The 12,916-nt window shown below is 68.2% G+C and carries 9 protein-coding genes and 2 pseudogenes; 9 read left to right on the top strand and 2 right to left on the bottom strand.

The window, feature by feature from the left end:
* Positions 1 to 336 precede the first annotated feature (336 nt).
* The 9 genes and pseudogenes from OG241_RS16100 (at position 337) to OG241_RS16060 (ending at position 9,940) form a co-directional block, all read left to right on the top strand.
* Entirely contained in the window at positions 337 to 1,155 is an 819-nt protein-coding gene (locus OG241_RS16100) for an oxidoreductase (RefSeq protein ID WP_405816081.1), read from the top strand.
* A 104-nt stretch (positions 1,156 to 1,259) separates the two neighbouring features.
* Positions 1,260 to 1,572: pseudogene (locus OG241_RS16095) on the top strand (TetR/AcrR family transcriptional regulator); the annotation flags it as partial.
* A 168-nt stretch (positions 1,573 to 1,740) separates the two neighbouring features.
* Positions 1,741 to 3,273: an MFS transporter gene (locus OG241_RS16090; RefSeq protein ID WP_405816080.1), complete on the top strand. Its 1,533-nt coding sequence runs from the start codon at positions 1,741 to 1,743 to the stop codon at positions 3,271 to 3,273.
* 215 nt (positions 3,274 to 3,488) lie between these two features.
* A pseudogene (locus OG241_RS16085) lies at positions 3,489 to 3,969 on the top strand (ADP-ribosylglycohydrolase family protein); the annotation flags it as partial.
* A 338-nt stretch (positions 3,970 to 4,307) separates the two neighbouring features.
* On the top strand, positions 4,308 to 5,123 hold the full coding sequence (locus OG241_RS16080) for an oxidoreductase (protein ID WP_405816079.1): 816 nt from the start codon (positions 4,308 to 4,310) through the stop codon (positions 5,121 to 5,123).
* Positions 5,124 to 5,369: 246 nt separating this feature from the next.
* Positions 5,370 to 6,287 (top strand): alpha/beta hydrolase, encoded by a 918-nt coding sequence (locus OG241_RS16075; RefSeq protein WP_405816078.1) that lies wholly within the window; start codon positions 5,370 to 5,372, stop codon positions 6,285 to 6,287.
* A gap of 558 nt (positions 6,288 to 6,845) precedes the next feature.
* A complete protein-coding gene (locus tag OG241_RS16070) occupies positions 6,846 to 7,679 on the top strand; it encodes an alpha/beta hydrolase fold domain-containing protein (protein ID WP_405816077.1) in 834 nt (277 codons plus the stop codon).
* A 237-nt stretch (positions 7,680 to 7,916) separates the two neighbouring features.
* The gene (locus OG241_RS16065; RefSeq protein ID WP_405826244.1) at positions 7,917 to 8,894 is read left to right on the top strand and encodes an NADPH:quinone reductase; all 978 of its coding nucleotides are present in this window, start codon (positions 7,917 to 7,919) and stop codon (positions 8,892 to 8,894) included.
* A gap of 89 nt (positions 8,895 to 8,983) precedes the next feature.
* Positions 8,984 to 9,940, top strand: a complete 957-nt coding sequence (locus OG241_RS16060; protein WP_405816075.1) for an alpha/beta hydrolase — start codon at positions 8,984 to 8,986, stop codon at positions 9,938 to 9,940.
* Positions 9,941 to 10,611: 671 nt separating this feature from the next.
* Here the strand turns inward: OG241_RS16060 and OG241_RS16055 are convergent.
* Positions 10,612 to 12,063: a DHA2 family efflux MFS transporter permease subunit gene (locus OG241_RS16055; protein WP_405816073.1), complete on the bottom strand. Its 1,452-nt coding sequence runs from the start codon at positions 12,061 to 12,063 to the stop codon at positions 10,612 to 10,614.
* A 136-nt stretch (positions 12,064 to 12,199) separates the two neighbouring features.
* Positions 12,200 to 12,898: an SDR family oxidoreductase gene (locus OG241_RS16050; protein WP_405816072.1), complete on the bottom strand. Its 699-nt coding sequence runs from the start codon at positions 12,896 to 12,898 to the stop codon at positions 12,200 to 12,202.
* Positions 12,899 to 12,916: the final 18 nt, after the last annotated feature.

The following is a 12,916-nucleotide window of genomic DNA, read 5'->3' as shown; positions in this document are numbered from 1 at the left end:
CCTGCCCGACTGCAAGGCCTCAAGGCGACCCGCGACGATCAAGTCGAGTTCGGTCCCCGACGAAGCATTCCCGCGAGGTTTCCCGCGCCTGGTGCCGGTGGCGGGATGGGCAGCATCGGCACGTAGGACACCACGGTGCCGTCTGGCCCTGCCTGTGCCCCGCCGTCTGGGCTCTGCTCACCGCCCCCAGCTTCGAACCGGTGATACGCGCGGGGATTCGTCTCGAATCACTGGACGCGACCACTTGCCATCGACCGACGATCCCCGTATGGTCGTACGAACGTAAGACATAGGACCGTACGACATACGGTCATACTTCAAATCAAGGAGCTCGTGATGACTGCAACAAACCGCCCGGTGGCACTTGTGACAGGCGCGTCCACCGGCATCGGCAAGGAGGCCGCCCTGGCGCTCGCCGCAGCAGGTTTCGAGACGGTGGGAACGAGCCGGAAGACGTCGGGAGCCGATCGTCGCGACGGCGTGACGTTCCTCGCCCTCGACGTGGGCAACGACGATTCTGTCGCCGCCGCGGTCGAGCAGGTGATCGAGCGGTTCGGGCGGATCGACGTTCTCGTCAACAACGCGGGCATCGGCTCCTCGGGCGCGTGGGAGGAAAACTCTCTCGCGCAGGCCGAGCGCCTCTTCAACACCAATGTCTTCGGTGTGATGCGCATGACCAAGGCCGTTCTCCCGCACATGCGCGCCCAGGGAAGTGGGCGCATCATCAACATCTCGTCCGTCCTTGGGTTTCTCCCCGCGCCCTACATGGCCAACTACTCGGCGTCCAAGCACGCGCTCGAGGGGTTCACCGAATCCCTGGACCATGAGATCCGCGAACACGGGGTACGGGCCCTCATCGTCCAGCCGGGCGGTACCAAATCCGCATTCGAGGCGAACACCGTCGCGCCCGACATGCCCCTGCAGATCTATGCGGAGCAGCGACGCATCGCCGACAAGGTGGCGTTGGCGGTCAACGAGGAGGGTGACGACCCCGCCGTCGTCGCGAAGGCGATCGTCGCGGCCGCCACCGACTCCAAGCCGAAGGTGCGGTACACCGCCGGCCGGCAAGCCCGGCTCGTCAGCGCGGCGCACCGAATCCTTCCCGCCGGCGTCTTCGACGGACAGATCCGCAAGAGCAACAAGCTTCCCGGCTGAGATCTGCAGACAGCGAACCGCTCTGATACCGGTGGAGACCGCGGACTGTCCCGAGTTGGGTGGAGCCGAGTAGCCGTGGACGTCGCCGGGGACGGCGTGGTCGGGCACTGAGCGGCTTTGCGCACATGGCCGCGGACGAGCGGATCGACTCCCTGTGTCCGATGCTCTCGAAGAACTACGACCAGGACCACCCCAATCTGTTCCTCGCACGCGAGCGGCTGATGGAACTGGTCGGGCAAATGATCAGCGCGCCCGACAGGCCGGGCAGTTGCGCCCCGATGTGGAGTCCGGCGATCTGATACTCGCCGTCAGCCAGCGCACCGTCATCGGCAGTTGTTCCTGGACGGTCTGCGGGCACCCGCCCGCTCCGTACTGCCCGGATCGGCCGTGACCGTGGAGGACATGCGACGAGCGTGACTGATCCGGTCGGTCGGTCAGATCGATATCGATCAGTTCGGCGCTCGGTGCCCGCCAGTAGTCGTCACCAGTATTCACCTCGTACAACGCTTTCGGCCGTCAACGATGACGAGCCGTCCCAGTCCCTGTCTCGATGTCTCGCCACGAAGTTCCGAAGTGGGTATCCCCATGTCCGAAACAGCTCAGGCCACCGCCAAGGCGGCAGCCGACTCACATTCCAACCGCTGGAAAGCGCTCACCTTCATCGCGCTCGCTCAGCTTATGGTCGTGCTGGACGCGACCATCGTGAACATCGCGTTGCCGTCCGCCCAGCAGGACCTGGGCATATCCGACGGCAACCGCCAGTGGGTCATCACGGCGTACGCCCTGGCCTTCGGTGGTCTGCTGCTCTTCGGCGGCCGTATCGCGGATCTCTGGGGCCGCAAGCGCACCTTCGTCGCCGGTCTGATCGGCTTCGCCGCCGCGTCCGCTCTTGGCGGCGCGGCCACGAATGAGGCGACGATGCTCGGCGCCCGTGCTCTGCAGGGTGCCTTCGGCGCGCTGCTCGCGCCCGCCGCGCTCTCCCTGCTCGCCGTGACGTTCACGGAGCCCAAGGAGCGCGCCAAGGCCTTCGGCATCTACGGCGCGATCGCCGGTGGCGGCGGCGCCGTCGGCTTCATCCTGGGTGGCGTCCTCACCGAGTACATGGACTGGCGCTGGACGTTCTTCGTGAACATCCCGTTCGCGGTCATCGCGGCCGCGGGCGCGTACTTCGTCATCCGTGAGCCGTCCGGCAGCCGCAACCGCTCGCCGCTCGACATCCCGGGCGTCGTCCTGTCCATCCTCGGTCTGGTCACGCTGGTCTACGCCTTCACCCGCGCCGAGTCCGACGGCTGGGGCGACTCCACGACGGTCGGCCTGTTCGTCGCCGCGGCGGTGCTGCTCGCCGCGTTCGTCTTCACCGAGTCCAGGGTCAGGGCGCCGCTGCTGCCGCTGCGCGTCATCACCGAGCGCAACCGCGGAGGCGTCTACCTCTCCCTCGGCCTCGCGATCATCGCGTTGTTCGGCCTGTTCCTTTTCCTGACCTACTACATGCAGCTCGTGAAGGGCTACTCGCCGGTCAAGACCGGCCTCGCCTTCCTGCCGTTGATCGGCGGCCTGATGGTGGGCTCCACCCAGATCGGCACCCGCCTGATAACCCGGATTCCCCCGCGCCTGCTGATGGCTCCGGGCTTCCTGCTCGCCGGGACCGGCATGTTCTTCCTCACCGGGCTGGAGATCGACACCTCGTACGCCGGTGTCATCCTGCCGGGGCTGGTGCTGCTCGGCCTCGGCATGGGTACGGCGTTCATGCCCGCCCTCTCCCTGTCCACGCACGGTGTCGAGCCGCGTGACTCCGGTGTCGCCTCCGCGATGGTCAACACCTCGCAGCAGGTGGGCGGCGCGATCGGTACGGCCCTGCTGAACACGATCGCCGCCTCGGCGACGACCGCGTACATCAAGGACCACATCGCCGGCGCCGGCTCCAGGACCCAGCAGCAGCTGGTCCAGCTGGAGGGCCAGGTGCACGGGTACACCAACGCGATCTGGTTCGCCGTCGGCATCCTCGTGCTCGCCGCGACGATCGCCGCGACCTTCATCAACACCGGCAAGCCGGAAGTCGGTCCGGCCTCCGGCGAGGGTGCCGAGGACGAGATGAAGATCCCGGTGATCGCCCACTGACGGCCCGGACACCGGGTACGCCCGGTACTTCGGGCACTGCGATCACTTCCCGTACTTCGTGTACGGCGCGGGTGGGTACGCCTCGCCGTACGCGATGCAGGGTCAGCCTCGGCTCCGAGTCGGAACGGAGCCGGGGCTGACCCACGTTCGGGCCCAGGGCTGGCCATGACAGGCCCTGGATGCAGACAACCTGCGTGAATCCGACGGCAGCTCAAGCGGCCGAACCGAAGGACGTTGGCCTGCAGACCGAAGGCGTCCTGCCCAACGGCATGCCCCAAGGCTTCGCCGCAGCAGTCCATTTCCAGGTCGACCAACGACGAGCCGGAAGCAGCTCCTTGATGCCGGCATCAACCTCCGCGGTCCACTTCGTGGCCGCCGGTCAAGAAGCCACCATGGACGCGACAACCGTATCGCTGCCCTCACCCACGGTGACCGCGCAGCTTGGGAAGGTGCCGCGATCTTCCACGAACTCATCCGCATCACACGTTCAACGACAGCGCCCCCCTTACAGCTCACCCGGACATCCTGGCTCTCGTCCACTCCGACGACCGCGGTCGTCACGCCACCGTCCTCGTGCCCGACTGGCACCTCGATCAGGCGAACGAGTCCAACGGTGCGGTGCTGTCTGGCCCTGTCTGGCCTCCGCCGTCTGGACCGCTGCGCAACACCACCAGCTTGGAAGTTGCGATACGCGCGCTTGGCCGCCCTTGCTTCCTGGCGGTAGGGGCCGGGCCTCTTGCCGTGCATGCAGGACCGGAGGGCGCAGTTCGCCGGCGCGGTAGCCAGGCAGGCGTACCAGTAGAAAAATTGACAAAGTGGAGCAAAAGAGACTACGCAGGGAAGATCAGCCGACGAATCCGGCTCGTCGTCCGCTCCTGGTCTCTCCCGTGGCGCGCCCCACGTTTCCCAAATCCTTCTCGGATCGGTGGGCGTAACCACTTGCCATTGACTGATGACCATCATATAGTCGTATGAACGTAAGACATACGAACGTAAGAAGATGCGGGAGTACGTCAAAACCAAGGGAGCTCGTGATGGCGGCAACTCGACCGGTAGTGCTCGTGACAGGTGCCTCATCGGGGGTGGGCAAGGAGACGGCTCGTGCCTTCGCCGCGGCGGGCTTCGAGGTGATCGGAACCGCTCGCAACACCGCGCGGGTCAGCGCGCCCGCCGGGGTGACCTACCTCGATCTCGACGTGACCAGCGACGAGTCGGTCGCCTCCGTGGTCAAGCAAGTGATCGACCGGTTCGGGCGCATCGACGTCCTGGTCAACAATGCCGGCGTCGGCGCCAACGGTGCCGCCGAGGAGTTCTCCGTCGCCCGGACACAGGAAGTCTTCGACGTCAACGTCTACGGCATCATGCGGATGACCAAGGCGGTCCTGCCGCACATGCGCGCCCAACGGCGCGGACGCGTCATCAACGTCTCCTCCCTCAGCGGGTTCGTCCCCAGCCCGTTCATGGCCATCTACACCTCGACCAAGCACGCGGTCGAGGGCTACTCCGGCTCGCTGGACCACGAGGTCCGCGAGCACGGCGTGCGGATCCTGCTCGTGGAGCCCGGCCCGATCAACACCCCGTTCGGGGACCACAGCGTGCAGGGCGACACTCCGATGCCGCTCTACGCGTCGGGACGGCGCACGTTCGACGAGGTGCTGGCGAAGAACACCAGCGGCGGCGACGATCCCGAAACTGTCGCCAAGGTGATCGTCGCGGCGGCCACCGACCGCAACCCGAAACTGCGGCGCACCGCCGGCTCGACCGCCGCCGGCATCAGCGTGTTCCACCGCGTCCTGCCGGCCCGGATCTTCGACCGCATCGTCCGCCGATTCAACCGGATGCCGAACTGACGCCCCCCTTCGCGTACCGAACCCGTTCCCAAAACGACGGCGCGCCGTCGACGGGTGACAGCGGATGCGGTGGTCGAACAAGTTCGGCGGCTACTGCGAAATCGCATCCGCCCTGCCGTCGAAGGCGCCACCGCCGTGGCAGACGAGATCGGCCACACCGACTACCCCACCCACACCGCCTGACAAACCCCGGCGATACCGGTCCGGGCGGACCGATATGCCAAATGGCCCCCATGGAGGTACCACATGTCTGAGCACACCTCAGTCGAACTGAGCCCGGAAGCAGTCCACTTCGCGGAATGGCTGGCCACAGGGGCGAATCCCCCGTCCGAGTTGGAGGCGGCGCGCATCCAGGCTGAGCAAGTCCATCTCGCGGCCAGGGAGCCGGAAGGCGTCACCTATCGGGAGGTGGACGCGGGCGGTGTGCCGGGAATCTGGTGCGAACCGGTCGACGCCAACACCGACCACGTCCTGCTGCACAGTCACGCCGGGGGTTCCGTACTGGCCTCGGCACCCGTCGACCGGAAGCTCGCCGGCCACATTGCGAAGGCCGCAGGCGCCCCCGTACTGGTCCTGGACTTCCGGCGGGCACCGGAACACAAGTACCCGGCACAGGTCGACGACGCGGAGGCGGCCTTCAACTGGCTGCTCTCGGAAGGGTATGAGCCGGGAAACATCATCACGATCGGCCACTCGATCGGCGGGTTCATCGCCGTCGCCCTGGCGCTTCGCCTCCGCGACAAAAAGCAGCCGCTGCCCGGCGCCATCGTGTCGATCTCCCCCTGGTGCGACCTCGAGATCGCCAACGAGACCATCGAGACCAACGCCGCGACGGACAAGATCCTCAGCAAGGGCCTGCTGGAGTTCTTCCGGGATGCATGGATCGGCGGCACCGGCATCGAGGTCACGGACACCCGAATCAACCTGAACAGGGCGGACCTGAGCGGCCTGCCCCCGACCCTCGTCTCCTGGGGCACGTACGAGGTCCTGGCCGGCGAGGACGAGGAGTTCGCCGCCCGCGTCAAGGACGCCGGAATCGACACCACGACCGTGGTGGTCCCCGGAGGCCAGCACTCGTACGTCTACGGTGCCGGCCGGATTCCGGAGACCGACGCCGCCATCGCCCAGATCGGCGCCTGGGTCCGCGAGAAGACCAAGATCTGACGGGCGCGGCAGTCACAGGATTCGCGCGCATGCCGGACCGGGACGGGGGGAACGGACGTGAGCATGGCCTGCGGTGGCGCGCAGGTCCGCAACGTACGCGACCTCGTCCCGGTCCCGCAGGCGACGGCCGGGATGGCTGACCACGACGGCCGCTTCAGCTACGTGCACCGCCGCGCGACCAAGCCCGCTGCGGTGGGTCGGAGATCGGCCGGCGAAGTCGCCCGGAGGTTCGGGACCGGCCTCGCCGACCACATCACGGTCGGAAGGCGACGCCAGAGTTCGGCGCGTGCCGCGGCAACTCACCGAACTCGTCGCCGAGCGCACCGACGCCGAACGTGACACGGCCCAGCGTCTGACAGCCCACGTGGCATCCGCCGCGCTACGGACGCCCACCGAACGGTCCCCCCTCTCGACGCCCAACACCCGCCACCGGGTGGCCAGACGATTCCATACCCCCTCGATGAGGACCCGATGAGTACCTTCCACCCCGATCTCAGAAGAGGTCGCTTCATCCCCAATGTGTCCTACGGTCGTCTGTCGTCGCGCATCGTGCGGCGCGTGAAGTGGCGCGCGACCGATCCAGGACCGGACGTCACGGTTCAGGAGATCGTCGTGCCCGGGCCGAAGAACGCACCGTCCGTCTCGCTGCGCGTCTTCCAACCGACCGGCCTGAAGGCAGCGGCTCCGGCACTGCTCTGGATCCACGGAGGCGGGCTGATCTTCGGCGCACCCGAGCAGGACGACCGTACGAACATCGCGTTCGCCCGCGAACTCGGCATCACCGTCGCCGCGATCCGTTACCGACTGGGTCCTGACCATCCCGCGCCCGCCGCGGTCGAGGACGCTTACGCCGCGCTGCGCGGGCTGGCCGGGCGTGCGGACGACCTGCACATCGACATCGACCGCATCGCGATCGGCGGTGCCAGCGCGGGCGGCGGAATCGCCGCGGCCCTCGCACTGCTCGCCCACGACCGGGCCGAGATCCACCCGGCGTTCCAGCTGCTCCTCTACCCCATGCTGGACGACCGCACGACGACGAGAACCGACCTGGACACCCTCAAGGTGCGCGTCTGGACGCCCAAGAGCAACCGGTACGGCTGGTCGTCCTATCTCGGCGACGCCGTCGCGGGCCCCCACGTCTCCCCGTACGCGGCCGCCGCCCGCCGCGAGGATCTCACCGGCCTTCCCCCGGCCTGGATCGGCGTCGGCACCCTCGACCTCTTCCACGACGAAGACGTCGAGTACGCGCGTCGGCTCAGCGACAGCGGCGTCCCCTGCGACCTCGACGTCATCCCCGGCGCTTTCCACGGCTTCGACCTCGTGTTTCCCAAGGCCGAAATCTCGCGGGAGTTCTGGCGCCGACAGGCACGCGCGCTGAAGAGCGCACTGTGAGACCGACCGAATGCCGGCGGTCTCTGAACGGTTCACGGAATCGGCGACACCGAACTGAAGGCAGAGGACATGCAGATTCCGGAGAAGGGTTCCGTGGACGCGCTTCGATTCATCTGGGGGGCAAGCACACATCCTTTCTCCGCCTCCCGATCGTCCCGGCAACAAGGACTTAGAAAAGGAGTGATGAAGATCAGAGCCGCAGGTTACGCAACCACAGGAGGTCGCGATGTGCTTCGCATGGTCGACCTCCCCGTACGAGATCCGGGCCCGGGTGAGGTTCGGGTGAGGATCCACTACTCAGGCGTCAACCCGACCGACTGGAAGACCCGCATCGGCGGCATTCACATGCCGATCCCCGACGGGCAGGTTCAGGTTCCGCACCTCGACGGCTCGGGGATCGTGGACGCCGTCGGCCCGGGGGTCGAGGACCTCGTGCCGGGGGACAGGGTGTGGTTGTGGCTCGTCGCCTTCAAGCGCTTGGAGGGGACCGCGCAGGAGTACGCCACGGTTCCGGCCCGACTGGTCCGCCCGCTGCCCGACACGGCCTCTCTGGAGCTGGGCGCCGGCCTCGGGGTCCCTTTCATCACCGCTCATCACGCGCTGACACTCCGTCCTCAAGGCCCGACTCAGCTCGGACCGGGGGTGCTCGCAGGGGTGACCGTGCTGGTCGCGGGAGGAGCCGGCGCCGTCGGCAATGCTGCGATCCAGCTGGCGACGTGGGCCGGTGCGAGCGTGATCACGACCGTCAGCAGCGAAGCCAAGGCCCGCCTTGCGCGGGCCGCCGGCGCCCGGATGGTGGTGAACTACCGCACGCAGGACGCCGCCGCCGAGATACGGCGACTCGCGCCGGGCGGGGTGGACATCGTCGTCGAGGTCTCGCCGTCCGCCAACGTGGGCCTGGACCTCGCGGTCCTCGCGCCGCACGGGCTGATCGTGGTCTACGCCAACAACGGCGGCGACGACTTCCTCATGCCGGTCCGAGCCCAGATGACTCTGAGCGTCACCTGGCACTTCGTACTGCTGTACAAGATGACCGACGCCGTTCTCGACAGCGCCGTCGCATCCATCGACAGGGCGCTGGCAGCCGGGGTGATCGGCGGGGGTGAAGCCTACGGGCTGCCCGTCCACCTCTATCCGCTGGAGCGCATCGCGGATGCCCACAGGGCAGTCGAGTCCGGAATCGTCGGAAAAGTTCTCCTTGACCTGTCCGCATGACGTCCTGCCCGAACCGGCCGGGACTGCCCGCCCCACACACCGGCGCTCGCCCGAGCAGCCGTCAACCGTCATACCGGAGGTATGAAGAAATGAGCCTTAAGAACCAGGATGTGGCTGCGGCCGCGTCGGTGAAGGAAGACATCGAGTTTCGCGCCGACAACGGGGTCATCCTGCGCGGCTGGGTGATAACCCCGGACTCCGAGGGTCCGCATCCCGCCATCGTGATGACCCCGGGATTCTCTTCGTCGATCACCCGCCTCGAAACCGTCGCTGACGCCTTCGTCGCCCGGGGGTTCGGAGTCCTGCTGTACGACCAGCAGACGTGCGGCAGCAGCGACGGGGAGCCGCGCCAGGACATCGATCCTGTCGCGCAGGAGCGGGACTTGCAGATGGCCCTGTCCTTCGTCGAGCAGCATCCAGCGCTCGACAGCGACCGCATCGGCCTGTGGGGCTCCAGCTACAGCGGGGCAATGGTGCTCGTCGTGGCCGCCATGGACCGCCGGGTGAAAGCTGTCGTCAGCCAGGTGCCCTTCATCTCCGGTTACGACCAGTTCGTACTGGGAAACGGCGAAGGCGCGCTCGCTGCGATCAACGACAACATGGACCAGGACAGGCAGGGAAGGCTCGCGGGTGAGGAGCCCGGCCGTATCCAGTTGGTCCGGATGCCGACCGATCCGGCTGACCACCCGGTCCTCTTCGAGGACGCGGCGGACTACGAGTACCTCGTGGGTGGTCCCCAAGGCCCCGCCGAGGGATGGATCAACAGCGTGACCATCCGATCGACCGGACGGGCGCTGGCGTACGACGTGCGCCCGTTCATGCGCCGGATCAGTCCCACGCCCTTGCTGATGGTCGTCGCCGGCGACGACCGGACCACTCCGCCTTCGCTCGCACTGGAAGCCTATGACGCGGCGCTTGAGCCCAAGGAGCTCATGATGATCTCCGGGGGACATTACGGGGTGTACTGGCCTCACCTTTCCCGGGATGTCGTCACCGACGCCGCTGGCCGTTGGTTCGAGACCCACCTGGGCAAGGCCACGAGCTGAGCGGCGGTGGGGCGGAGACCGGCCGGCGAAGTCGCCCGGAGATTCGGGGTCGGCCTCGCCGGCGACCTCGCGGTCGGAGGGCGACACCAGAGTTCGGCGCGTGATTCGGCAGCTCACCGAGCTCGTCGCCGAGCGCACAGCCGCCGAACGCGACACGCTTCCGCGTCTGATGGCCAACGCGGTATGCGCCCCGCTGCGTTCTGTACGTCACTGACCGCCCGGCAGCCGAGATGCTGCCCGGCGGGGTCGCGAGGACTCCTCCGTCAGCGTTCCGTAAGCCGCCGCTCTGTCGTGTCGCCGCCGCCTCACCATGCTGATGCTGGCGCTGTGGGGTTCCACGGGACTGCCTGCCCGCCTACCGACACTGGAGATCTGGCAGGCCTATGCGGAGTGACCGGGGCCGAGATCCCGCAGTGCGGCCACTTCATCCCCGAGGAGCGGCCGGAGGCCGTGCCGGCGCATCTGCGGTCCTTCCTGGCCGGCTAGGCGGGCCGGTGAGCCTCCACGGTGAGGGAGGCGGTGCCTCTGCCCGGTCTAGCGCCGACCCGAGGGGGCGCACTGTCCGACCTCGGCCACGGTGTGATGCTTTGTGCGGGGAAGGAGCTTGGGGAGCAGGACAGGCTGAGGGGTGGTCCCGCCGAAACCCGGCGGGGCCACCCCTCAAACGGGCTTCAGGTCGCGACCGGGGCGCCGGCCGGGGCACTCCCTGCAGCAAGGCCGGCGGCCGGGCCGCCGGCCTTGCGCTGCCGGGGCATCAGCAGCGCCACAGCCGCTGCCAGGGCGACCGCACCGGCCCCGACCCAGAGTGCCGGGATCAGCCCGTCCACGAACAGTGAGGCGGATCCGTAGCCGCCCTGGGCGGAGAAGACCGCGGCCAGTGTGGCGACGCCGATGGCGCCGCCGACCTCGCGGATGGCGTTGTTGGCGCCGGAGGCGATGCCCTGTTCTTCCGGGCGGACGGTGCTCAGGACGAGGTTGGCGCTGGGGGCGAAGAACATGCCCAGGCCGATACCGCAGACGATCAGTGCGGGCAGCATGTGGCTGTAGGCCTCGTGCGGCTCGACGGTGATGGCCCAGAGCCCGAGGCCGACGGCGTTCAGGGTCATGCCCGCCGTGACGACGGGTGCGCCGCCGATGCGGTCGGACAGGGCCCCGGCCAGCGGTCCGGCGATCATGGGCATGGCCGTCCAGGGCAGCATCCGCACGCCGGCCTGCATCGGCGAGTAGCCGCCGACGGTCTGCAGGTACTGGCTGAGCAAGAAGATCGACCCGAACATGCCCAGCAGCATCAGCAGACTGGCGGCGTTGATGGCGCTGAAGGAGCGGGAGCGGAACAGGCGCATGGGCAGCATCGGGTGCTTGGCACGCAGTTCGTAGAAGACGAAGCCCACCAGCAGGGCGCCACCGGCGAAGAAGCCGCCCAGCACCGGCGTGCTGGCCCAGCCGTCGGCGTTGCCGCGCACCAGGGCGTAGACGATGCCGAACAGACCGCCGCTGGCCAGAACGGTGCCGACGAGGTCGAGGGTGGGGTTGGGGCCGCGGCTCTCGTCCAGCCGCAGCAGGGCGAGCGGGATCAGCGCCAGGCCCAGGGGGACGTTCACCCAGAAGATCCACTGCCAGGACAGGTTCTCGGTCAGGGCGCCACCGATGAGCGGTCCGGTGGCCACCGCGATGCCACTGGCCGCGCCCCACACCCCTAGGGCCGCGCCACGCCGTGCGGCGGGGACGGCGGCCGACAGCAGGGTGAGCGTCAGCGGCGTGACGATCGCGGACCCGACGCCCTGCGCCGCCCGCGCGGCGATCAGTTCACCCATCCCCGGGGCGAGTGCGGCGGCGGCCGAGGCCGTGGTGAAGATCCCGAGCCCGATGGCGAACAGCCTCCGCCGCCCGAACCGGTCACCCAGGGAGGCGCCGAACATGAGCAGGACCGCGAAGGTGAGGGTGTAGGCGCTGACCGTCCATTCGAGGTCTTCGAGGCCGCCGCCGAGGTCCTTGCGGATGGAGGGGAGGGCGGTGGTGACGATCAGGTTGTCGAGCGCGGTGATGAATCCGGCCGCGCTGGTGATGGCCACGGCCCAGACGGCGCTGCCGCCCCGAACCGGTTGCTTGCGTTGCTGTTTCATGGCGTTCCCTGCATTCCCTGGGCAGACGTACGTGGCGATGGATCAATGGACGTGGACGCCGGCGGGCGACGGCATGGCGTGCGACAGCGAGCAACGGCATCGAGCCGGCTCGGTGCGGATTCCTGGGTGACTGTCCTCAGGGGAGCTGCGGGTAGAGCGCGGAGACGCCTCCGGACAGGGCGGCCTGCGCCTGGCGCGAGGCGTCGTCCGCGACGATCTCGTAGGCGCCGTTGGCGATGCCGTCGACGGCGATCCGGGCGATGTCGGCGGGATCCGATTTGGCCGCGTCGACGGCTCGGACCATGTCGGTGTCCATGTAGCCGACGTGCAGGCCGGCCACGCGGATGTGCTGGTCGGCGAGTTGCAGGCGCAGGGCGTTGGTGAGCGACCACTCGGCGGACTTGGCGGCGCAGTAGGCGCCGAAGTCCGGGAAGCTGACCCAGGACAGGCCGGACAGGACGTTCAGGATCGCTCCGCCGCCGTTGGCCGCGATCTGGGGTGCGAAGGCGCGGACCACGGAGAGGGTGCCGATGTAGTGGGTGTCCATCTCCAGGCGTATGTCGTCCAGGTCGGCGGTCAGCAGGTTGGCGCCGGTGGAGGACCCAGCGTTGTTGACCAGGATGGTCACGTCGCCGGTGGCCTCGGCCGCGGCCGCGATGGAGCCGGGGTCGGTGATGTCGAGCGCGATCGGCTGGGCGCCGGGCAGGTCGACCTGGTCGGGGTTGCGGGCGCCGGCGTAGACGGTGGCTCCGCGGCTGAGCAGTTCGGCGGCGAGGGCGCGGCCGAATCCCCGGTTGGCTCCGGTGACGAGGGCGGTGCTGGTGGAGAGATCCATGGAGAGTCCCTGGTGAAG

It is taken from the genome of Streptomyces sp. NBC_01390 (assembly GCF_045040105.1).
Lineage (GTDB): Bacteria > Actinomycetota > Actinomycetes > Streptomycetales > Streptomycetaceae > Streptomyces.
Note: the sequence above shows the minus strand (reverse complement) of the source record. Positions and strands in the feature narration are given on the sequence as shown.